Origin of the sequence: Citrobacter europaeus, assembly GCF_037482245.1 — a bacterium.
Taxonomy (GTDB): Bacteria; Pseudomonadota; Gammaproteobacteria; order Enterobacterales; family Enterobacteriaceae; genus Citrobacter; species Citrobacter europaeus.
This window is the reverse complement of the sequence record NZ_CP148084.1, coordinates 1,981,683-2,002,121: the sequence shown is the minus strand read 5'-3', so window position 1 is coordinate 2,002,121 and position 20,439 is coordinate 1,981,683. Positions and strand designations below refer to the sequence as shown.

Here is a 20,439-nt window from a genome sequence, read left to right as displayed (position 1 = left end):
AAATGGGGGGTTATTTAGGGGTTACGGGTAAAGCTGAATGTAAAAAACCCCGCCGGAGCGGGGTTTGCGCAGTAAGCGTAAATTAACGCAGCAGAGACAGAACGTTCTGCGTGGTCTGGTTAGCCTGTGCCAGTACAGAAGTACCTGCCTGTTGCAGAATGTTTGCACGAGACATGTTGGACACTTCGGTCGCGTAGTCAGCATCTTCGATACGGCTACGTGCTTCAGACAGGTTGTTTACGGTGTTACCCAGGTTGGTGATGGTAGAGTTGAAACGGTTCTGTACCGCACCCAGGTCAGAACGCAGGTCAGCAACCTGAGCCAGCGCCGCGTCGATTTTAGCCAGCGGGCTATCTGTTTTCGCGGTAGCGACTTCGTTCAGAGCTGTACCTGATTTGAAGTTGTGATCTTTTACGCTGGATGCCAGGTACTGTTTTCCACCTACGGTAGCGATTTCAGTTTTACCGTTCACACCACCAAACTGAACAGCGGCTTCTTTGCTAACACCTTTATCGTCGGTGTATGCAACAGTTTTAGCAGTGATTTTGCCGTCTTTGTAATCAGCAGCGTAGTATTTGCCACCGTTTTCCAGAGCATAGCCGCCATCAATCACTTTGCCGTTTTTGTCTTCAAAAGACATTTTCACCAAGGTTGTGTTGGCGGCAGTAGCACCGGTAACACCTGCATCAGCTAATGCTTTCGCTGCATCTGTAGTGACTGGTTTGGCTGCTGCAACATCAACTTCCTGTACATTACTTACTGCTGAAGTTTCAGCTTCAGTAACGGTATTCTCTTTGCCGGTAAATGATACAACACCAGCAGCCGTAATACCCACCTTATACAGGCCATCACCAGCAGTAGTCGTAGCAGTAACACCAGTGTTTTCAACAATGGCGTAATGCTGCCCATCTTTAAACGTAAAGCCCTTCACTGTACCCGCAGTACCGCCAGCAGCGGCATCAATTGTTGCCTGACCAGGTGCAACAATAGCAGCGCCATCCTTATAAGTCCCTGCACCTACAACTGCAGCACTAGTCTTATAACCGTCCTGCACGCTCAGGCTGTCCAGCCCCAGAGTTTTGGAGTTGATTTCTTTCAGGTTGATATCGATGGTTTCGCCATCGTTGGCACCGACCTGGATGGTCAGGGTGTTGTCTTTCGCCAGCACTTTCACGCCGTTGAACTGGGTCTGACCAGATACGCGGTCGATTTCGTTCAGACGCTGAGTGATTTCAGCCTGGATAGAGTCGAGGTCAGACTGGGAGTTGGTACCAGTAGAAGACTGAACCGCCAGCTCACGAACACGCTGCAGGTTGTTGTTGATTTCAGACAGAGAACCTTCAGTGGTCTGCGCGATGGAGATACCATCGTTGGCGTTACGGGACGCCTGAGTCAGACCTTTGATGTTAGAGGTGAAGCGGTTAGCAATCGCCTGACCAGCAGCATCATCTTTCGCGCTGTTGATACGCAGACCAGAGGACAGACGCTCGATAGCGGAGCTCAGGGAAGACTGAGATTTGTTCAGGTTATTCTGGGTCAACAGCGACAGGCTGTTTGTATTGATGACTTGTGCCATGATCTTTTCCTTATCAATTACAACTTGATGTTATTGGGCTGTTGCCCACGGTTTCTCACCGTAACCCTTGTATCGGCACCTTAATTTCGAACTTTAGAAAATTTTTACTTTCCGTCGTTTTTTTTCTTAGCCGCTGAAATACCCTCTATATGCACCACTATTCCGCGCATTATTTTTGCAAAACTATTATTAAACTTTGCGCGCAGATTGCCGATAAAGCGGTTAACTACTGTTTGCAATCACAAGGAATTAGGCATGCCTTCATTTACATCACTGGGCGTTGGTTCGAACTTACCGCTGGATACATTGCTGACAAACTTAACCACTGCTGAGAAAAAGCGTTTAACGCCAATTACCCAGCAGCAGAGCGCCAACACCTCGCGTCTGACCGCGTATGGCACGCTAAAAAGTGCATTAGAAAAATTTCAGACTGCGAATACCGCACTGAACAATGCCGATCTGTTTAAAAGCACCACTGCTACCAGCAGCACAGAAGATTTAAAAGTCAGCACCACTGCGGGCGCTGCTCCAGGGAAATACACCGTCAGCGTCACTCAACTGGCGCAGGCACAGTCATTATCGACTACGGCGAAAATTACCTCGACTAAAGAACAGTTGGGCGATACCAGCGTCGATGAACGTACGATTACGATTTCGCAACCGGGCCGTAAAGAGCCACTGGAAATCAAATTAGGCAAAGGCGAAACCTCACTGGAAGATATTCGCGATGCCATAAATGATGCCGACAGCGGTATTTCCGCAAGTCTGGTGAAGGTTAAAGAAGATGACTACCAGTTGGTGTTAACCGCAGAAAGCGGCACTGAAAGTGAAATGACCATCTCGGTGTCCAACGACGCAAAACTGAGCGATTTACTGTCCTATGACAGCAAAGCCGGCAGCGGGAAAATGAAACAGCTGGTCGGGGCGCAAAATGCGCAATTGACCGTCAACGGCATTGATATTGAACGTCAAAGCAATACCGTAACTGACGCTCCGCAGGGCATCACGCTCCAGCTGACCAAAGAAGTAAAAGATGCGTCTATCACGGTAACAAAAAGTGATGAAAAGGCCACCACGGCGATCAAGGCCTGGGTAGAAGCCTATAACTCACTGGTGGATACCTTTGGCACGCTGACGAAATATAAAGAAGTTGAACCGGGTGAAGCGGCCAGCGCCGATAACGGCGCGTTGCTGGGCGATAGCGTTCTCCGTACCATTCAAAACGGCATTCGTGCGCCATTTGCTAACAGCGGCAGCGAATCCCCGTTTAAAACCATGTCTGAGATTGGTATTACGCAGGATGGTGGTACCGGGAAATTAAAAATCGATGAAGAAAAGCTGGCTAAGGCACTGAAAGATAATACCGCTGCCACTCGCGAGCTGCTGGTTGGCGATGGCAAAGAGACCGGTATTACCACTAAGATTGCCACCGAAGTAAAAAGCTATCTGGCCGATGACGGCATTATCGATAATGCGCAAGACAATATTAACGCCAACCTGAAGCTGCTGACTAAACAGTATCTGACTGTCAGCAACAGTATTGATGAAGTCGTTGCTCGTTATAAAGCCCAGTTTACCCAACTGGATTCCATGATGAGTAAGCTGAACAGCACCAGTACGTATTTGGGGCAACAATTTTCAGCGATGAATAATTCCTGATAACACGAGGTAAGCATGTATACCGCGAGCGGTACCAAAGCCTATGCACAGGTCAGCGTGGAAAGCGCCGTAATGAGCGCCAATCCACATCAGCTGATTGAAATGTTGTTTGATGGTGCGAACAGCGCCCTGGTGCGCGCTCGCCTGTTTATGCAGCAGGGTGATATCGTCGCCAAAGGTGAAGCGTTAAGTAAAGCCATCAATATTATTGATAATGGCCTGAAAGCCGGCCTGGACCACGAAAAAGGGGGAGAACTCGCCACCCATCTCTCTTCATTGTATGACTATATGGTTCGCCGCTTACTGCACGCTAATCTGAATAATGATTGTCAAGCCATTGAAGAAGTCGAAGGGTTACTCGGCAACATTGCGGATGCCTGGAAACAGATCTCACCGAACGCGTCGTCCCAGGAGTCTCGTTAATGACCTCAGCCGTGGAGTTTATCAACCGTTGGCAGCGCATCGCGCTACTCAGTCACTCGCTGCTGGAACTGGCGCAGCGTGGTGAATGGGACCTTTTACTGGAACAGGAAGTTACCTATCTGCAAAGTATTGAAGTGGTCATGGAAGAGCAAACTCCACCAGGCATTACGCGAAGTATTCAGGACTTAGTGGCCGGGTACATTAAACAGACGCTGGATAACGAACAACTGCTCAAAACATTGTTACAGCAGCGCCTGGATGAACTCAGCAATCTCATCGGTCAGTCGACGCGCCAAAAGACGCTGAATAACGCCTATGGTCGTCTTTCCGGCATGCTGTTAGTCCCCGACGCCCCCACTGCCCCACAATAATTTCCCGTCTCGTCTGAATTATCTTCCATACTCCAGAGGTCGGCCAAACGACTTCTGGAGCACGGAAGATGAAAAATCCCACGTTATTGCAGTATTTTCACTGGTATTACCCTGAGGGCGGTCAACTCTGGCCCGAACTTGCCGAACGCGCAGGCGGACTCAATGACATCGGCATCAATATGGTGTGGTTACCTCCCGCCTATAAAGGCGCATCCGGCGGCTACTCCGTTGGCTACGACTCCTACGATTTGTTTGATCTGGGCGAATTCGACCAAAAGGGAACCGTCGCCACCAAATACGGCGATAAAAACCAGCTGCTGGCGGCGATAGATGCGCTAAAACACAATGATATTGCCGTACTGCTCGACGTGGTGGTCAACCACAAAATGGGCGCGGATGAGAAAGAGAATATCCGCGTTCAGCGGGTTAACGCCGACGATCGCACGCAAATAGACGATGAGGTAGTCGAATGCGAAGGCTGGACGCGTTACACCTTCCCCGCCCGCGCAGGCCAGTACTCGCAATTCATTTGGGACTTTAAATGTTTCAGCGGCATTGACCATATCGAAAATCCAACCGAAGACGGCATTTTTAAAATTGTTAACGACTACACCGGGGAAGGCTGGAACGATCAGGTTGATGATGAGTTGGGTAATTTTGATTATCTGATGGGCGAAAACATCGATTTCCGTAATCACGCGGTCACCGAGGAGATCAAATACTGGGCTCGCTGGGTGATGGAGCAAACCCAGTGCGACGGTTTTCGCTTAGATGCCGTGAAACATATTCCGGCATGGTTTTATAAAGAGTGGATCGAGCACGTACAGGAAGTCGCTCCCAGGCCACTGTTTATCGTCGCGGAATACTGGTCCCACGAGGTCGATAAGCTACAAACCTACATTAATCAGGTGGAGGGGAAAACCATGTTGTTCGATGCCCCTTTGCAGATGAAATTCCACGAAGCCTCCCGTCAGGGTCGTGATTACGACATGAGCCAGATTTTCACCGACACGTTAGTGGAGGCCGATCCCTTTCATGCCGTAACGCTGGTGGCCAACCACGACACTCAGCCCTTACAGGCGCTCGAAGCCCCTGTCGAGCCGTGGTTTAAGCCGCTGGCCTATACGTTGATCCTGTTACGAGAAAACGGCGTGCCGTCGGTGTTTTATCCTGACCTCTATGGAGCGCATTACGAAGACACTGGCGGAGATGGCGAAACCTATCCTATCGACATGCCAATCATCGAGCAGCTTGATGAACTGATCCTCGCGCGCCAACGCTTCGCTCACGGGGTACAGACGCTCTTTTTCGATCATCCTAACTGTATCGCTTTTAGCCGCAGCGGAACGGATGAAGATCCCGGCTGTGTGGTGGTCCTGTCTAACGGCGATGATGGCGAAAAGACCATCAATCTCGGCGCGAATTATGGCAATAAAACCTGGCGTGATTATCTGGGAAATCGCGAAGAAAGCGTGGTCACCGATGAAAACGGTGAAGCAACGTTTTTCTGTAACGGCGGTAGCGTCAGCGTGTGGGTAATTGAGGACGTGTTGTAAAACTTAACCCCGGTGGCCGTTGGCTACCGGGGCGTATAACTTATGGCAGTGGCGTGGCCAGCGGCGTTTTCTTTAACGCGTCAGCACATTCCTGCGTCGGGCGGTCGACCCGCTGCAGCGTCATACCGTCATATTCCAGCGTATTGCCTTCCCGCTCAATCTCATACAGCTCGCGTTTCACCGTCACGTTGGTGAGATCGCCTGAAATCATCGTCAGTTTCCCCGGCAGGGCAATGACCCGCTGCCACTGGCGACAATCCAGCGTATCGCCCTCTTTTGTTACCACCAGGCTGGCAATCGCTTCCGGGCTGACCAGGCTGCGTTGCGGACCTTTTGACTGCCAGTATCCTTCCAGACCGGCTGGCGCTGGCGTTTTCACCACGTCGTTATAATTTTCTACTTCGGCGCATCCGGTAAGCGCCAGAAATACACCAACGATTGCTAATTTTTTCATCATTCATCCTGCATGCGAAGAAAATGGGATTGTGGCATTAAAGGCCTGATGCCGCCAGCCTTTCGGCTGCGTTGAGAAAGATTGATCCAGACGGTATTACCCCTTATTACTCATAGTCAAAAATTCTGATCGGTGTAGTATCCACACTTCTTGTTACATACCTTCTGAGTTCAGAGGCAAAACGCATGTCATGGCAACACTTCAAACAGGCCTGGTTAATTAAATTTTGGGCCCCCGCCCCTGCGGTCATCGCAGCGGGTATTCTCTCTACTTATTATTTCGGCATTACGGGAACCTTCTGGGCCGTGACCGGCGAATTCACTCGCTGGGGTGGTCAAATCCTGCAACTTTTTGGCGTGCATGCCGAAGAGTGGGGTTACTACAAACTGATCCATCTCGAAGGCTCGCCCCTGACCCGCATTGACGGGATGATGATCCTCGGTATGTTCGGTGGCTGTTTTGCTGCCGCGCTGTGGGCAAACAACGTCAAATTACGCATGCCGCGCAGTCGGGTGCGCATTATGCAGGCGATAGTCGGCGGGATGATCGCCGGTTTCGGTGCCCGACTGGCAATGGGCTGTAACCTGGCCGCATTCTTCACCGGCATTCCGCAGTTCTCGCTACACGCCTGGTTTTTCGCGCTGGCAACGGCTATTGGCTCGTGGTTTGGCGCACGCTTTACCCTGCTGCCGATGTTCCGTATTCCGGTCAAAATGCAGAAAGTCTCCGCCGCTTCACCGTTGACGCAAAAACCGGACCAGGCCCGTCGCCGTTTTCGCCTCGGCATGCTGGTGTTTATCGCCATGATCGGCTGGGCGCTACTCACCGCAATGGATAAACCCAAGCTCGGTCTGGCGATGCTGTTTGGCGTCGGGTTTGGTCTGCTGATTGAACGGGCGCAGATCTGCTTCACCTCCGCCTTCCGCGACCTGTGGATTTCCGGTCGCACCCATATGGCAAAAGCGATCATCTTCGGGATGGCGGTCAGCGCCATCGGTATCTTTAGCTACGTGCAACTTGGCGTTGAGCCTAAAATCATGTGGGCGGGTCCAAATGCGGTGATCGGCGGCTTGCTTTTCGGCTTCGGTATTGTTTTAGCGGGCGGGTGTGAAACCGGCTGGATGTACCGCGCCGTTGAAGGTCAGGTACATTACTGGTGGGTTGGTCTGGGCAACGTAATTGGCTCGACCATTCTGGCTTACTACTGGGATGATTTTGCTCCCGCGCTTGCCACCAACTGGGACAAAGTGAATCTGCTCAACACCTTCGGCCCGCTCGGTGGTCTGCTGGTGACCTATCTGCTGTTATTTGCCGCGCTGATGCTGATTATTGGCTGGGAAAAACGTTTCTTCCGTCGCGCAGGGCTGACGCCTGCCAAGGAGTCTGTATGAAAAATATCGTGCCTGATTATCGCCTCGATATGGTCGGCGAACCGTGCCCGTACCCGGCTGTAGCCACGCTGGAAGCGATGCCGCAATTGAAGAAAGGTGAAATTCTGGAAGTGGTGAGCGATTGCCCGCAGTCAATCAACAATATTCCACTGGATGCGCGTAATCACGGTTATACGGTGCTGGATATTCAGCAGGATGGCCCAACGATCCGCTATTTGATTCAGAAATAACTCGTTGCCGGATGGCGCTGCGCTTATCCGGCAAACATTCTCTGCACGCAGTCCCTACACCTGCATCGACATCACTTCCTGATACGCCGACACCAGTTTGTTACGCACCTGAATACCCATCTGCATCGATACCGACGCTTTTTGCATATCGGTCATCACATCATTCAGCGCAATACCCGGTTCACCGAGGGTAAATTTCTCAGCCTGCACACGGGATGCGGTTTGCACATCGCTGATCCTGTCTAACGCTGCATGCAGTTGACCGGCAAAACTTACGGTCGGTTGTGGCTGCAAATCCTGCATTTTTGCTGACATCGCCGTGGTCTGTAGCTGGCTGATGACCCCTTCAATCCCCTGTATTGCCGACATTCTGATCCCCTGGATGATTTTTTACGTAGTTGAGATTACCAGTTAGTCAATAAGATAAAGGCGTTAAATAACGATAAAAAACCACGGTTTTTAACGCATAGAAAAATTCGAAACCGCAAATAATGAGACCGTCAATTTTTCGAGTTTGCTGACCCGGGAGTGAGTCTTGTTCCACTTTGCAAAAAACGCCGTCCACGATAAGCCACGAGGTGCGAGATGAGTGCGACAGCATCGACTGCAACCCAGCTTAAACCTCTCGAGTGGTTAAACCGCCTGCGCGCGAATCCCAGAATTCCTCTGATTGTGGCGGGAGCCGCTGCCGTCGCTATCATCGTGGCGATGGTCCTGTGGGCCAAAGCGCCTGACTACCGCACGCTGTTCAGCAATCTTTCCGATCAGGATGGTGGCGCGATTGTCACCCAACTGACGCAGATGAACGTTCCCTACCGTTTTACTGAGGGAAGCGGCGCCATTGAAGTTCCTGCCGATAAAGTCCATGAACTGCGCTTACGTCTGGCGCAACAAGGCCTGCCGAAAGGCGGTGCGGTGGGCTTTGAACTGCTGGATCAGGAAAAGTTTGGTATCAGCCAGTTTAGCGAGCAGGTCAACTACCAGCGTGCGCTGGAAGGTGAATTAGCCCGTACCATTGAAACGCTGGGACCGGTAAAACGCGCCCGCGTGCATCTGGCAATGCCGAAACCGTCGCTGTTTGTGCGTGAACAAAAAGCGCCTTCAGCCTCCGTCACCGTCAATCTCGAGCCGGGCCGCGCCCTCGATGAAGGTCAGATCAGTGCGGTCACGCATTTGGTCTCCAGCGCTGTTGCAGGCTTACCTCCGGGCAACGTTACGCTGGTCGACCAGGCGGGTCACCTGTTAACTCAGTCGAACACCAGCAGCCGCGATCTTAACGATGCGCAACTGAAATACGCCAGCGATGTTGAGGGCCGCGTTCAGCGTCGTATCGAATCGATCCTGTCGCCGATTGTCGGCAACGGTAATGTACACGCTCAGGTCACCGCACAGCTGGATTTTGCCAACAAAGAGCAAACCGAAGAGCAGTATCGTCCAAACGGTGATGAGTCCCAGGCCGTGCTGCGTTCACGTCAGTTGAACGTCAGCGAACAGGTTGGTAGCGGAGCGCCAGGCGGCGTCCCGGGCGCATTGTCTAATCAGCCTGCTCCGGCAAATACCGCGCCAATCGCCAACCCACCGGCTAATCAGCAAAACGCGCAAAATACGCAAAACCCGCAAACGGCGAATAACAGCAATAATGCCGGCCCGCGCAGTACACAGCGCAATGAAACCAGCAACTATGAAGTCGACCGTACCATTCGCCACACCAAAATGAACGTTGGCGATGTACAGCGTCTCTCGGTGGCAGTAGTCGTCAACTATAAAACCTTGCCAGACGGCAAACCGTTGCCGTTAACCGCCGAGCAGATGAAACAGATTGAGGATCTGACCCGCGAAGCGATGGGCTTCTCAGACAAGCGTGGCGATACCCTGAACGTGGTGAACTCTCCCTTCACGGCGACCGACGATTCCATTGGCGAGCTACCGTTCTGGAAACAGCAGTCCTTTATTGATCAGTTAATGTCCGCAGGTCGTTGGTTACTGGTTCTGTTAGTCGCCTGGATCCTGTGGCGAAAAGCTGTTCGCCCGCAGTTGGTTCGTCGCAGCGAAGAAGCAAAAGCCGTTCAAGAGAAAACGCGTATCCGTCAGGAAACCGAAGAAGCGGTTGAAGTTCGCCTTAGCAAAGACGAACAAACCCAGCAGCGTCGAACTAATCAGCGTCTGGGTGCAGAAGTCATGAGTCAGCGTATTCGTGAAATGTCAGATAACGATCCGCGCGTCGTGGCGCTGGTCATTCGCCAGTGGATGAGTAACGATCATGAGTAATGCCCTTACCGGTACCGATAAAAGCGTCATCCTGCTGATGACCATTGGCGAAGATCGCGCGGCGGAGGTGTTTAAGCACCTTTCCACGCGCGAAGTTCAGGCGCTCAGTACAGCGATGGCGAACGTACGCCAGATCTCCAACAAACAGTTGACGGAAGTGCTGGCCGAGTTTGAGCAAGAAGCAGAACAGTTTGCCGCACTGAATATCAACGCCAACGAATATCTACGCTCCGTGCTGGTGAAAGCGCTTGGCGAGGAACGTGCCTCCAGCCTGCTTGAAGATATTCTGGAAACCCGCGATACCACCAGCGGCATTGAAACGCTCAACTTTATGGAGCCGCAAAGCGCCGCCGACCTTATCCGCGACGAGCATCCGCAGATTATCGCCACCATTCTGGTGCACCTCAAACGGGGTCAGGCTGCCGATATTCTGGCGCTGTTTGACGAACGTTTACGTCATGACGTCATGCTGCGTATCGCCACATTCGGTGGCGTACAGCCTGCCGCGCTGGCAGAACTGACCGAGGTACTCAACGGTCTGCTCGATGGCCAGAACCTCAAGCGCAGCAAAATGGGCGGCGTGAGAACGGCGGCAGAAATTATCAACCTGATGAAAACCCAGCAGGAAGAAGCCGTTATTACCGCCGTACGCGAATTCGACGGCGAACTGGCACAGAAAATTATCGACGAGATGTTCCTGTTCGAAAACCTGGTGGACGTCGACGATCGCAGCATCCAGCGCCTGCTGCAGGAAGTGGATTCCGAATCGCTGCTGATTGCCCTGAAAGGTGCCGAACAGCCGCTGCGCGAGAAGTTCCTGCGCAACATGTCGCAACGTGCTGCCGATATTCTGCGCGACGACCTCGCCAACCGCGGTCCGGTGCGTTTGTCGCAAGTGGAAAACGAACAGAAAGCCATTCTGCTTATTGTGCGTCGTCTGGCGGAAACCGGCGAGATGGTGATAGGCAGCGGCGAGGATACCTATGTCTAACGAACTGCCATGGAAAGTCTGGACCCCGGACGATCTCGCCCCACCAATGGCGGAGTTCATACTGGCCGACCACAGCGAAACGCCGCTGTCAGAAGAGTCCGACGAGCCGGAACTCTCTGCAGAGCAACAGCTTGAGCAGCAGCTCGCACAGTTGCAAATGCAAGCCCATGAGCAAGGCTATAACGCGGGCCTGGCGGAAGGTCGACAAAAGGGCCACGAACAAGGTTATCAGGAAGGTCTGAGCCAGGGGCTGGAGCAAGGTCAGAGCCAGGCGCGCGCTCAGCATGCGCCGATTCATGCCCGCATGCAGCAATTGGTGAGCGAATTTCAGAATACGCTGGACGCACTGGACAGCGTTATCGCCTCACGCCTGATGCAAATGGCGCTGGAAGCCGCGCGTCAGGTGATTGGTCAGACGCCAATCGTGGATAACGCGGCGTTGATTAAGCAAATCCAACAGCTGTTGCAGCAGGAGCCGTTGTTTAGCGGTAAACCGCAATTGCGTGTGCATCCGGACGATCTCCAGCGTGTGGAGGAGATGCTCGGTGCGACCCTCAGCCTGCACGGCTGGCGGTTGCGCGGCGATCCGACGCTGCATCACGGCGGTTGTAAAGTCTCAGCCGACGAAGGCGATCTGGATGCCAGCGTCGCCACGCGTTGGCAAGAACTCTGCCGTCTGGCAGCGCCGGGAGTCGTGTAATGACCACTCGCCTGACTCGCTGGCTCAATACACTGGACAACTTCGAAGAGAAAATGTCGCTACTGCCTGCGGTGCGCCGTTACGGTCGACTGACCCGTGCCACCGGACTGGTGCTGGAGGCCACGGGATTACAGTTGCCGCTAGGCGCCACCTGTGTTATTGAGCGCCAGGACGGCAACGAAACCCAGGAAGTCGAAAGTGAAGTTGTGGGCTTTAACGGTCAGCGTCTGTTTCTGATGCCGCTCGAAGAGGTCGAAGGCGTTTTGCCTGGCGCGCGCGTGTACGCAAAGAACATTGCTGGCGAAGGTCTGCAAAGCGGCAAGCAATTACCGCTTGGCCCTGCACTGCTCGGGCGGGTGCTTGACGGTAGCGGCAAACCGCTCGACGGACTGCCCGCCCCGGATACCACCGAAACCGGGGCGTTGATTACGCCGCCGTTTAACCCGCTCCAACGTACCGCGATTGAACACGTACTGGATACCGGCGTACGTCCCATCAACGCGTTGTTAACCGTTGGTCGCGGCCAGCGTATGGGACTTTTCGCAGGCTCCGGCGTTGGTAAAAGCGTTCTGCTCGGCATGATGGCGCGCTATACCCAGGCCGATGTTATCGTCGTGGGCCTGATTGGCGAACGTGGCCGTGAAGTTAAAGATTTCATTGAAAATATCCTCGGAGCCGACGGTCGCACACGCTCGGTGGTGATTGCCGCTCCGGCAGATGTCTCGCCGCTATTACGTATGCAAGGCGCGGCCTATGCTACGCGTATTGCTGAAGATTTCCGCGATCGTGGACAGCACGTATTGCTGATTATGGACTCCCTCACCCGCTACGCGATGGCGCAACGTGAGATAGCCCTGGCGATCGGCGAGCCGCCGGCAACCAAAGGTTATCCCCCTTCAGTATTCGCCAAATTACCGGCGCTGGTTGAACGTGCCGGGAACGGTATTCACGGCGGCGGTTCAGTTACCGCGTTTTATACGGTACTGACCGAAGGTGACGACCAGCAGGACCCCATTGCGGATTCCGCGCGCGCGATTCTGGACGGCCACATTGTGCTGTCACGTCATCTGGCTGAGGCGGGTCACTATCCGGCCATCGATATTGAAGCCTCGATCAGCCGCGCTATGACCGCGCTCATTAGCGAACAACACTATGCGCGGGTGCGTAACTTTAAACAGTTGCTATCCAGCTTCCAGCGCAACCGCGATCTGGTTAGCGTGGGGGCGTATGCCAAAGGCAGCGATCCCATGCTGGATAAAGCCATCGCCTTATGGCCGCAACTGGAAGCGTTCTTACAGCAAGGCATCTTTGAACGGGCTGACTGGGAAGATTCTCTGCAAGCTTTAGAACTGATTTTCCCTGGTGTGTGATTAAGCAGGAGAGCATAGGTCATGGCACAACATGGTGCATTAGCAACATTGAAAGACCTGGCTGAAAAAGAGGTAGATGACGCCGCTGTCTTATTGGGAGAGATGCGTCGTGGCTGTCAGCAGGCGGAAGAGCAGTTGAAGATGCTGATCGATTATCAGCATGAGTATCGCAACAATCTTAACACTGACATGGGTCAGGGGATTACCAGCAATCGCTGGATCAATTACCAGCAATTTATTCAGACGCTGGAAAAAGCCATTGAGCAACATCGCCAACAGCTCAATCAATGGACGCAGAAAGTGGACCAGGCTTTGAACAGTTGGCGTGATAAAAAACAACGTTTACAGGCATGGCAGACTCTGCAGGACAGACAAACCTCGGCGGCATTGCTGGCTGAAAACCGCCTGGATCAGAAAAAAATGGATGAATTTGCTCAGCGCGCAGCTATGAGGAAACCCGAATGATTACTTTACCCCAACTGATTACCACCGACACCGACGTAGCCGCAGGTCTTCAGTCTGGCAAAGCGGTAGATTCAGCCGAGGATTTTTTAGCGCTGCTGGCTGGCGCATTAGGTGCGGGCGACGCGCAGGGTAAAGACGCCCCGCTGTCGCTTGCCGACTTACAGGCGGCCGGTAGCAAACTGCAAAAAGGGTTGCTGCAAAAAAATGGCGATCCAACCCCGTCGCTCAAGTTATCCGAGCTGCTGGCGCAAAAAGAGATGCAAACCGATGCGTCTCTTGCCGACATGACAGACGCTCAGCAACTGTTGTCAGCCCTCACGCCCTCCTTGAAAGCTAATGCCCTGACAACACTGGGCAAAGTCGCTCAGCAGGATGAAAAAACCACCACGCTCAGCGATGACGATCTCGCCAACCTGAGCGCGTTGTTCGCCATGCTGCCACAACCACTGGCTACGCCTGCCGTCAGCAGCGCGCCAGCCCCAGTTGATGCCGCACTTTCGGCGTTGTCACGCGGCACGGTACACGGCGCTATCGCCGATAACGCGGGCGAATTGCTGCCCGGTGATGCCAAAAAAGGCAAAGCGGATATTGCCAATCCTGGCAGCAGCCTGGATCAGACAAACAATCCGACGCTAACCCCGTTGACGGCAGCAGCGACGACCAAAGCGGAAATTGACAGTTCCCCTTCGCCAACCGGCGTTGGCGTGACGGCGGCTCCGTTAAGTAGCCCGCAACCCCATGCTCAGCCGTTACCGACCGCCGCCCCCGTGCTCAGCGCCCCATTGGGTAGCCACGAATGGCAGCAATCTCTGAGCCAGCACGTCACGCTGTTTACACGTCAGGGTCAGCAAAGCGCAGAACTGCGCCTACATCCACAGGATCTCGGCCAGGTGCATATTTCCCTCAAGCTGGATGACAACCTCGCACAGCTGCAAATGGTATCGCCACACAGTCACGTACGTGCTGCGCTGGAAGCCGCGTTACCGATGCTGCGTACGCAGTTGGCTGAAAGCGGGATCCAGCTTGGGCAAAGCAGTATCAGTAGTGAAAGCTTTGCCGGCAATCAGCAGTCTTCCGGGCAACAACAGCAGACGGGTCGCGCTCAGGGACAAGACATTTTTGCCGCTGAGGATGACGCCGTACTGGCTACGCCAGCCTCACTGCAAGCCGCAGCTCGCGGTGATGGAGCAGTAGACATCTTCGCCTAACGCCAGAGGTAGCATGATTATCCGCGTCTTTTCCACGCTTTGTCGTGGACAGGACACGGGATAATCAGCCCATAAGCTGTACCGAAACAGGAAGCCCGTATCTGATGACTGACTCCGCGATTAACAAAAAAAGTAAACGCGCTATTTGGATCCCTCTGCTGGTATTAATTACCCTCGCCGCCTGCGCAACTGCGGGTTATAGCTACTGGCGCATGCAGCAGCAGCCGTCCGCCAGCGTCAAAGCGGAACCGGCTCCACCGCCAGCCCCGGTATTCTTCGCGCTGGATACCTTTACCGTCAATCTGGGTGATGCGGACCGTGTACTGTATATCGGTATCACACTGCGTATGAAAGACGAGGCGACGCGTTCACGTCTTAACGAATATCTGCCGGAAGTACGCAGCCGCTTGCTGCTGCTGTTTTCCCGCCAGAACGCGGCTACGCTCGCCACCGAAGAAGGTAAGCAACAGTTGATTACCGCCATCAAAGAGACGCTCGCGACTCCGCTCGTTGTTGGTCAACCCAAACAGGTTGTCACCGACGTTCTTTATACAGCTTTTATTCTGCGGTAAAGACATGGGCGACAGTATTCTTTCTCAGGCTGAAATCGACGCATTGCTTAATGGCGATAGCGAAACTAAAGACGAACCCATTTCCGGTATCGCAAAAGAAAGCGATATTCGTCCTTACGATCCCAACACCCAGCGCCGCGTAGTACGTGAGCGTTTACAGGCGCTGGAGATTATTAACGAACGCTTCGCGCGCCAGTTCCGTATGGGATTATTTAACCTGTTGCGCCGTAGCCCGGATATTACCGTGGGTGCGATCCGTATCCAGCCATACCACGAGTTTGCGCGTAACTTACCGGTTCCGACCAACCTGAACTTAATCCACCTGAAGCCGCTGCGTGGTACGGGTCTGGTGGTGTTCTCACCGAGTCTGGTATTTATCGCCGTTGATAACCTGTTCGGCGGTGATGGACGCTTCCCGACGAAAGTTGAAGGTCGGGAATTTACCCATACCGAACAGCGCGTTATCAACCGCATGCTGAAGCTGGCGCTGGAAAGCTACAGCGACGCGTGGAAGGCCATCAATCCGCTGGAAGTGGAATACGTTCGTTCCGAGATGCAGGTGAAATTTACCAATATCACCACCTCACCTAACGACATCGTGGTGAATACTCCGTTCCACGTTGAAATTGGCAACCTGACCGGTGAATTTAACATCTGTCTGCCATTCAGCATGATTGAACCGTTGCGTGAGCTGCTGGTGAACCCGCCGCTGGAAAACTCGCGTAATGAAGATCAGAACTGGCGCAATAATCTGGTGCGTCAGGTTCAGCATTCTGAGCTGGAGCTGGTGGCAAATTTTGCCGACATTCCGCTGCGGCTATCCCAGATTTTAAAGCTGAAACCCGGCGATGTACTGCCGATTGAAAAACCCGACCGCATTATTGCTCATGTGGACGGCGTGCCTGTACTGACCAGCCAGTATGGCACCGTAAACGGTCAGTATGCGTTACGCGTAGAACATCTGATAAACCCGATTTTGAATTCGCTGAATGAGGAACAGCCCAAATGAGTGATATGAATAATCCGTCCGATGAGAACACTGGCGCATTGGACGATCTGTGGGCTGACGCGTTAAACGAGCAAAAAACCACGCCCACCAAAAGTGCGGCCGATGCGGTATTCCAGCAGTTAGGCGGCGGCGACGTCAGCGGTGCTTTGCAGGACATCGATCTGATCATGGACATTCCGGTCAAACTGACCGTCGAATTGGGCCGTACCCGCATGACCATCAAAGAACTGCTGCGTCTGACGCAGGGTTCGGTCGTCGCATTGGATGGTCTGGCTGGCGAGCCGCTGGATATCCTGATCAACGGTTACCTGATTGCCCAGGGTGAAGTGGTGGTGGTCGCAGATAAATACGGCGTTCGTATCACCGACATTATTACCCCATCAGAACGCATGCGCCGTCTGAGCCGTTAAGCATGAATACCCAGGCGACAGTTTCTCAGCCAGCCGCCGTACCCGGCTCACCGCTGGTACAGGTAAGCGGCGCGCTGTTTGGGATCATCGTATTGATCCTGGCTGCGGCCTGGGTCATTAAGCGTCTGGGGTTTGCCCCCAAAAGCGCTGGTACGCGCGGACTGAAAGTTACTGCGAGCACCTCACTGGGTCCACGAGAGCGCGTGGTGATTGTTGAGGTTGAAGATGCGCGCCTGGTGCTGGGCGTCACGGCCTCGCAAATTAACGTATTGCACACCCTGCCCGCGGCGCCTGCCGAGGCAGAAGAAAAATCGGCCTCCCCCGCGGATTTCCAGGCCATGATGAAGAGTTTACTCAAGCGTCCTGGGAGATCCTGATGCGCCGTTTGTTATCCATCACGCTGGCAGGCTTATGGCTTTTCAGCCCTGTTGCCCTCGCTCAGCTTCCGGGACTGGTAAGCCAGCCGTTGCCAGGCGGCGGACAAAGCTGGTCTTTGCCAGTGCAAACGCTGGTGTTTATCACCTCGCTGACGTTCCTGCCCGCCATTTTATTGATGATGACCAGCTTCACCCGCATCATCATCGTTTTCGGCCTGTTACGAAATGCGCTGGGAACACCTTCTGCACCGCCGAACCAGGTGCTACTGGGGCTGGCGCTATTTTTGACCTTTTTCATCATGTCGCCAGTAATCGACAAAATTTACGTCGACGCGTATCAACCGTTCAGTGAAGAGAAGATCTCCATGCAGGAAGCCATGGAGAAAGGCGCACAGCCGCTGCGTGAGTTTATGCTGCGCCAAACCCGTGAAGCGGATCTGGCGCTGTTCGCTCGTCTGGCAAACAGCGGCCCACTGCAAGGACCAGAAGCCGTACCGATGCGAATTTTGCTTCCGGCCTATGTCACCAGCGAGCTGAAAACGGCATTCCAGATAGGTTTTACTATTTTTATTCCGTTTCTGATTATCGACCTGGTCATCGCCAGCGTGCTGATGGCGCTCGGGATGATGATGGTCCCCCCGGCCACGATCGCGCTGCCGTTCAAGCTGATGCTGTTTGTGTTGGTAGATGGTTGGCAGCTGCTTGTCGGCTCGCTGGCACAAAGCTTTTACAGTTAGAGGCGCGAAATGACTCCTGAATCGGTCATGATGATGGGCACAGAGGCGATGAAGGTCGCCCTGGCCCTTGCCGCGCCTTTGCTGTTGGTCGCTCTGGTCACAGGTCTTATCATCAGTATTTTGCAGGCGGCGACCCAGATTAACGAAATGACGCTGTCCTTCATTCCCAAAATTGTCGCGGTGTTTATTGCCATCATTGTTGCCGGACCGTGGATGCTTAACCTGCTGCTCGACTACGTACGTACGCTGTTCAGCAATATCCCCTATATCATCGGGTAGATGACATTATGCTGCAGGTGACCAGCGTTGAATGGCTCCACTGGCTAAACCTTTACTTCTGGCCTTTGCTGCGCATACTGGCGCTCATCTCAACGGCCCCTATTCTCAGCGAGCGCGCCATCCCCAAACGGGTAAAACTGGGGCTTGGATTAATGATAACCGTCGTTATCGCCCCATCGATTCCCCCCGTAGACGTCCCCATCTTTTCTGTTGGCGCGCTATGGCAGGCAATGCAACAAATCCTGATCGGCATCGCCATAGGCTTCACCATGCAGTTTGCATTTGCGGCAGTACGAACCGCCGGGGAATTGATCGGCCTCCAAATGGGCCTCTCCTTCGCAACCTTCTTCGACCCCGGTAGCCGTCTGAACATGCCGGTGCTGGCACGCCTGATCGACATGCTCGCCATGCTGTTGTTCCTGACGTTTAACGGTCATTTATGGCTTATTTCACTGCTGGTGGATACCTTTCATACCTTGCCAATCGGCGGCAATCCGGTGAACAGCAATGCGTTTCTCGCGCTGGCGCGGGCGGGTAGCCTGATTTTCCTCAACGGTCTAATGCTGGCCCTGCCGATAATGACGCTGCTACTCACACTGAACCTCGCACTCGGTTTGTTAAATCGTATGGCCCCCCAGTTGTCGATTTTCGTCATCGGCTTTCCACTCACCCTCACCGTGGGTATTTCATTAATGGCGGCATTGATGCCATTAATTGCGCCATTCTGCGAACGATTATTCAGCGAAATTTTTAATTTATTGGCTGATATTGTCAGCGAAATGCCCGGAAAATAATAACCCTTATTTTTTATCCTGTTTTACTAAGGATTGTCCTAAATTTAAAAAGTGACAACATCCACCAGGATATCTCTGTCGCGGTTTATTTGTTTTTGCCTCACTCACATAACGCAACATTTACTTTACTTTAAGATGTTTCCTGGCAAATTATACGCAACTTTACGGGATAGTAATTTCGCCTGAAAAACAGCGAAAGCGTCATCTTGGGTCGTTATTATTCCGTTTAGTTGTGATGAAATAATCAGGTAAGGGGAATTATCGTTACGCATTGAGTGAGGGTATGCCATGTCAACGATTATTATGGATTTATGCAGTTACACCCGGCTAGGGTTGACCGGATATCTGGTAAGTCGGGGGGTGAAAAAAAGGGAAATCAACAACATTTCCAACGTTGATGAACTCAGTCTCGCCTGTGTCTCTCAACAGCCCGCTGTGGTGTTTATTAATGAGGACTGCTTTATCCACGATCCTGCTAATAGCCAGCAAATAAAGCAAATCATTAATCAACATCCCGGTACATTATTTATTGTGTTTATGGCAATTGCCAACGTACATTTTGATGAATATCTATTAGTAAGAAAAAATTTATTGATTAGTTCTAAGTCGATTAAACCAGATTCATTGGATACACTTCTTGGCGATATTCTGAAAAAGGAAGTGGATATTGTCATTGATGTTAATCTGCCGACACTGTCATTAAGCCGTACCGAGTCCAGCATGCTGCGCATGTGGATGGAGGGTCAGGGAACAATACAGATATCCGACCAAATGAATATCAAGGCCAAGACCGTGTCATCCCATAAGGGGAATATAAAACGAAAGATAAAGACGCATAATAAGCAAGTTATCTATCACGTTGTTCGACTCACGGATAATGTCACCAATGGTATCTTTGTGAATATGCGCTAAAACGTTCTGACTGGTGGTGAATCCACCAGTCAGAATCACTGCAGAACTGGTTTACTCCACTTTTTCCACAAAGATACCATCCTGATGACCTGACTCATTAAAGAACCAGATACCGAGCGGGTAGTCTTCCAGCGAAACTAGGTACATAGTGCCTTCACTAAACTCTTCAATAGCCAGTACCACGCCCGGTCGACGAGGACCGCCGTCCGTTTTGACTGTGACCCGATCATTCACCTTCATAGTTTTCCTCCTGTGGCTTTGTGCCAGTGTAGAACAATTTCCTTTTTCTGGCAGCGCCTGGCTCGTGCGATTGCGGGTTTTATCGACGGTCTATACTTAAGTTGTGCGTATCTGATGTCCGGATGCGCTCCCCCGGTATCCTTAACGGTTGAGAGGTATGAGGATGAAAACCGCGAAAGAGTACAGCGATACGGCCAAGCGTGAAGTCAGCGTCGATGTGGACGCGCTGCTGAAGGCAATCAACGAAATCTGCGAGAGTGAAATTCATCGCAGCCAGGATGACCCGGAACGCGTCAGCGTCGACGGGCGTGATTACCATACATGGCATGAACTGGCCGAAGCATTCGAGCTGGATATCCATGATTTTAGCGTGTCGGAAATCAATCGCTGACTGAGGGCGAAAAAAATCCCGGCCCTTATCGGGTCGGGATCAAACTTGCTTATGCA

Annotated in this window: 25 protein-coding genes; 21 read left to right on the top strand and 4 right to left on the bottom strand. The window is 52.7% G+C overall.

The window, feature by feature from the left end; genetic code table 11:
- Positions 1-82: 82 nt before the first annotated feature.
- Positions 83-1,576: a FliC/FljB family flagellin gene (locus tag WHR59_RS09185; RefSeq protein WP_213733618.1), complete on the bottom strand. Its 1,494-nt coding sequence runs from the start codon at positions 1,574-1,576 to the stop codon at positions 83-85.
- Positions 1,577-1,831: 255 nt separating this feature from the next.
- On the opposite strand from WHR59_RS09185, the gene fliD reads away from it, so the two are divergent.
- The 4 genes from fliD (at position 1,832) to amyA (ending at position 5,585) form a co-directional block, all read left to right on the top strand.
- On the top strand, positions 1,832-3,235 hold the full coding sequence (gene fliD / locus WHR59_RS09180; RefSeq protein WP_043016777.1) for a flagellar filament capping protein FliD: 1,404 nt from the start codon (positions 1,832-1,834) through the stop codon (positions 3,233-3,235).
- A 15-nt stretch (positions 3,236-3,250) separates the two neighbouring features.
- Positions 3,251-3,658, top strand: coding sequence for a flagellar export chaperone FliS (gene fliS / locus WHR59_RS09175; protein WP_043016778.1), 408 nt, complete (start codon positions 3,251-3,253; stop codon positions 3,656-3,658).
- Complete coding sequence (gene fliT / locus WHR59_RS09170) at positions 3,658-4,029, top strand: flagella biosynthesis regulatory protein FliT (RefSeq protein ID WP_003030458.1); 372 nt, start codon at positions 3,658-3,660, stop codon at positions 4,027-4,029. The genes fliS and fliT overlap by 1 nt, the downstream gene beginning before the upstream one ends.
- Before the next feature lie 68 nt (positions 4,030-4,097).
- Entirely contained in the window at positions 4,098-5,585 is a 1,488-nt protein-coding gene (gene amyA / locus WHR59_RS09165; protein WP_338843853.1) for an alpha-amylase, read from the top strand.
- Between the two features lie 40 nt (positions 5,586-5,625).
- Here amyA and yedD read toward each other — a convergent pair whose 3' ends face one another.
- On the bottom strand, positions 5,626-6,039 hold the full coding sequence (gene yedD / locus WHR59_RS09160; RefSeq protein WP_043016780.1) for a lipoprotein YedD: 414 nt from the start codon (positions 6,037-6,039) through the stop codon (positions 5,626-5,628).
- Between the two features lie 185 nt (positions 6,040-6,224).
- On the opposite strand from yedD, the gene yedE reads away from it, so the two are divergent.
- Entirely contained in the window at positions 6,225-7,430 is a 1,206-nt protein-coding gene (yedE, locus tag WHR59_RS09155; protein ID WP_043016781.1) for a selenium metabolism membrane protein YedE/FdhT, read from the top strand.
- The gene (gene yedF / locus WHR59_RS09150) at positions 7,427-7,660 is read left to right on the top strand and encodes a sulfurtransferase-like selenium metabolism protein YedF (RefSeq protein ID WP_000790504.1); all 234 of its coding nucleotides are present in this window, start codon (positions 7,427-7,429) and stop codon (positions 7,658-7,660) included. Before yedE ends, yedF begins: the two co-directional genes overlap by 4 nt.
- A gap of 54 nt (positions 7,661-7,714) precedes the next feature.
- Here the strand turns inward: yedF and fliE are convergent, their stop codons facing one another.
- Positions 7,715-8,029: a flagellar hook-basal body complex protein FliE gene (fliE, locus tag WHR59_RS09145; RefSeq protein ID WP_043016782.1), complete on the bottom strand. Its 315-nt coding sequence runs from the start codon at positions 8,027-8,029 to the stop codon at positions 7,715-7,717.
- Between the two features lie 216 nt (positions 8,030-8,245).
- Here fliE and fliF point away from each other — a divergent pair, with 216 nt between their 5' ends.
- The 14 genes from fliF (at position 8,246) to rcsA (ending at position 19,752) form a co-directional block, all read left to right on the top strand.
- A complete protein-coding gene (fliF, locus tag WHR59_RS09140) occupies positions 8,246-9,928 on the top strand; it encodes a flagellar basal-body MS-ring/collar protein FliF (protein WP_047410437.1) in 1,683 nt (560 codons plus the stop codon).
- Complete coding sequence (fliG, locus tag WHR59_RS09135; protein ID WP_003030443.1) at positions 9,921-10,919, top strand: flagellar motor switch protein FliG; 999 nt, start codon at positions 9,921-9,923, stop codon at positions 10,917-10,919. The genes fliF and fliG overlap by 8 nt, the downstream gene beginning before the upstream one ends.
- Positions 10,912-11,619, top strand: a complete 708-nt coding sequence (gene fliH / locus WHR59_RS09130; RefSeq protein WP_047410434.1) for a flagellar assembly protein FliH — start codon at positions 10,912-10,914, stop codon at positions 11,617-11,619. The genes fliG and fliH overlap by 8 nt, the downstream gene beginning before the upstream one ends.
- Positions 11,619-12,989 (top strand): flagellar protein export ATPase FliI, encoded by a 1,371-nt coding sequence (gene fliI / locus WHR59_RS09125; protein WP_043016785.1) that lies wholly within the window; start codon positions 11,619-11,621, stop codon positions 12,987-12,989. The genes fliH and fliI overlap by 1 nt, the downstream gene beginning before the upstream one ends.
- Before the next feature lie 21 nt (positions 12,990-13,010).
- Entirely contained in the window at positions 13,011-13,454 is a 444-nt protein-coding gene (gene fliJ / locus WHR59_RS09120) for a flagellar export protein FliJ (RefSeq protein WP_003839084.1), read from the top strand.
- Positions 13,451-14,662 (top strand): flagellar hook length control protein FliK, encoded by a 1,212-nt coding sequence (gene fliK, locus WHR59_RS09115; RefSeq protein WP_043016786.1) that lies wholly within the window; start codon positions 13,451-13,453, stop codon positions 14,660-14,662. Before fliJ ends, fliK begins: the two co-directional genes overlap by 4 nt.
- A gap of 104 nt (positions 14,663-14,766) precedes the next feature.
- Complete coding sequence (gene fliL, locus WHR59_RS09110; RefSeq protein WP_003030435.1) at positions 14,767-15,234, top strand: flagellar basal body-associated protein FliL; 468 nt, start codon at positions 14,767-14,769, stop codon at positions 15,232-15,234.
- A 4-nt stretch (positions 15,235-15,238) separates the two neighbouring features.
- Positions 15,239-16,243, top strand: a complete 1,005-nt coding sequence (fliM, locus tag WHR59_RS09105; protein ID WP_003030434.1) for a flagellar motor switch protein FliM — start codon at positions 15,239-15,241, stop codon at positions 16,241-16,243.
- Positions 16,240-16,653, top strand: a complete 414-nt coding sequence (gene fliN, locus WHR59_RS09100) for a flagellar motor switch protein FliN (RefSeq protein WP_003030433.1) — start codon at positions 16,240-16,242, stop codon at positions 16,651-16,653. Before fliM ends, fliN begins: the two co-directional genes overlap by 4 nt.
- 2 nt (positions 16,654-16,655) lie before the next feature.
- Positions 16,656-17,030 carry a flagellar biosynthetic protein FliO gene (fliO, locus tag WHR59_RS09095; protein ID WP_338843852.1) on the top strand — a complete coding sequence of 125 codons (375 nt, stop codon included), beginning with the start codon at positions 16,656-16,658 and terminating at the stop codon, positions 17,028-17,030.
- A complete protein-coding gene (gene fliP, locus WHR59_RS09090) occupies positions 17,030-17,767 on the top strand; it encodes a flagellar type III secretion system pore protein FliP (protein WP_006684053.1) in 738 nt (245 codons plus the stop codon). Before fliO ends, fliP begins: the two co-directional genes overlap by 1 nt.
- A gap of 9 nt (positions 17,768-17,776) precedes the next feature.
- Positions 17,777-18,046: a flagellar biosynthesis protein FliQ gene (fliQ, locus tag WHR59_RS09085; RefSeq protein ID WP_003030425.1), complete on the top strand. Its 270-nt coding sequence runs from the start codon at positions 17,777-17,779 to the stop codon at positions 18,044-18,046.
- Between the two features lie 8 nt (positions 18,047-18,054).
- Positions 18,055-18,840: a flagellar biosynthetic protein FliR gene (gene fliR, locus WHR59_RS09080; protein ID WP_047410421.1), complete on the top strand. Its 786-nt coding sequence runs from the start codon at positions 18,055-18,057 to the stop codon at positions 18,838-18,840.
- A gap of 288 nt (positions 18,841-19,128) precedes the next feature.
- A complete protein-coding gene (gene rcsA, locus WHR59_RS09075) occupies positions 19,129-19,752 on the top strand; it encodes a transcriptional regulator RcsA (RefSeq protein ID WP_043016789.1) in 624 nt (207 codons plus the stop codon).
- Between the two features lie 51 nt (positions 19,753-19,803).
- Here the strand turns inward: rcsA and dsrB are convergent, their stop codons facing one another.
- Positions 19,804-19,992, bottom strand: coding sequence for a protein DsrB (gene dsrB / locus WHR59_RS09070; RefSeq protein WP_003030419.1), 189 nt, complete (start codon positions 19,990-19,992; stop codon positions 19,804-19,806).
- 163 nt (positions 19,993-20,155) lie between these two features.
- Here dsrB and yodD point away from each other — a divergent pair, with 163 nt between their 5' ends.
- On the top strand, positions 20,156-20,383 hold the full coding sequence (gene yodD, locus WHR59_RS09065; protein ID WP_338843850.1) for a YodD family peroxide/acid resistance protein: 228 nt from the start codon (positions 20,156-20,158) through the stop codon (positions 20,381-20,383).
- Positions 20,384-20,439: the final 56 nt, after the last annotated feature.

Bases quoted from the DNA above. Each gene is read 5' to 3' on its own strand.
- yodD (WP_338843850.1), top strand. From the start codon at position 20,156: ATGAAAACCGCGAAAGAGTACAGCGATACGGCCAAGCGTGAAGTCAGC.
- yedD (WP_043016780.1), bottom strand. From the start codon at position 6,039: ATGAAAAAATTAGCAATCGTTGGTGTATTTCTGGCGCTTACCGGATGC.
- fliM (WP_003030434.1), top strand. From the start codon at position 15,239: ATGGGCGACAGTATTCTTTCTCAGGCTGAAATCGACGCATTGCTTAAT.
- dsrB (WP_003030419.1), bottom strand. From the start codon at position 19,992: ATGAAGGTGAATGATCGGGTCACAGTCAAAACGGACGGCGGTCCTCGT.
- fliQ (WP_003030425.1), top strand. From the start codon at position 17,777: ATGACTCCTGAATCGGTCATGATGATGGGCACAGAGGCGATGAAGGTC.
- fliP (WP_006684053.1), top strand. From the start codon at position 17,030: ATGCGCCGTTTGTTATCCATCACGCTGGCAGGCTTATGGCTTTTCAGC.
- yedE (WP_043016781.1), top strand. From the start codon at position 6,225: ATGTCATGGCAACACTTCAAACAGGCCTGGTTAATTAAATTTTGGGCC.
- fliN (WP_003030433.1), top strand. From the start codon at position 16,240: ATGAGTGATATGAATAATCCGTCCGATGAGAACACTGGCGCATTGGAC.
- yedF (WP_000790504.1), top strand. From the start codon at position 7,427: ATGAAAAATATCGTGCCTGATTATCGCCTCGATATGGTCGGCGAACCG.
- fliJ (WP_003839084.1), top strand. From the start codon at position 13,011: ATGGCACAACATGGTGCATTAGCAACATTGAAAGACCTGGCTGAAAAA.
- fliI (WP_043016785.1), top strand. From the start codon at position 11,619: ATGACCACTCGCCTGACTCGCTGGCTCAATACACTGGACAACTTCGAA.
- WHR59_RS09185 (WP_213733618.1), bottom strand. From the start codon at position 1,576: ATGGCACAAGTCATCAATACAAACAGCCTGTCGCTGTTGACCCAGAAT.
- fliG (WP_003030443.1), top strand. From the start codon at position 9,921: ATGAGTAATGCCCTTACCGGTACCGATAAAAGCGTCATCCTGCTGATG.
- rcsA (WP_043016789.1), top strand. From the start codon at position 19,129: ATGTCAACGATTATTATGGATTTATGCAGTTACACCCGGCTAGGGTTG.
- fliT (WP_003030458.1), top strand. From the start codon at position 3,658: ATGACCTCAGCCGTGGAGTTTATCAACCGTTGGCAGCGCATCGCGCTA.
- fliS (WP_043016778.1), top strand. From the start codon at position 3,251: ATGTATACCGCGAGCGGTACCAAAGCCTATGCACAGGTCAGCGTGGAA.
- fliL (WP_003030435.1), top strand. From the start codon at position 14,767: ATGACTGACTCCGCGATTAACAAAAAAAGTAAACGCGCTATTTGGATC.
- fliD (WP_043016777.1), top strand. From the start codon at position 1,832: ATGCCTTCATTTACATCACTGGGCGTTGGTTCGAACTTACCGCTGGAT.
- fliE (WP_043016782.1), bottom strand. From the start codon at position 8,029: ATGTCGGCAATACAGGGGATTGAAGGGGTCATCAGCCAGCTACAGACC.
- fliH (WP_047410434.1), top strand. From the start codon at position 10,912: ATGTCTAACGAACTGCCATGGAAAGTCTGGACCCCGGACGATCTCGCC.
- amyA (WP_338843853.1), top strand. From the start codon at position 4,098: ATGAAAAATCCCACGTTATTGCAGTATTTTCACTGGTATTACCCTGAG.
- fliO (WP_338843852.1), top strand. From the start codon at position 16,656: ATGAATACCCAGGCGACAGTTTCTCAGCCAGCCGCCGTACCCGGCTCA.
- fliK (WP_043016786.1), top strand. From the start codon at position 13,451: ATGATTACTTTACCCCAACTGATTACCACCGACACCGACGTAGCCGCA.
- fliF (WP_047410437.1), top strand. From the start codon at position 8,246: ATGAGTGCGACAGCATCGACTGCAACCCAGCTTAAACCTCTCGAGTGG.
- fliR (WP_047410421.1), top strand. From the start codon at position 18,055: ATGCTGCAGGTGACCAGCGTTGAATGGCTCCACTGGCTAAACCTTTAC.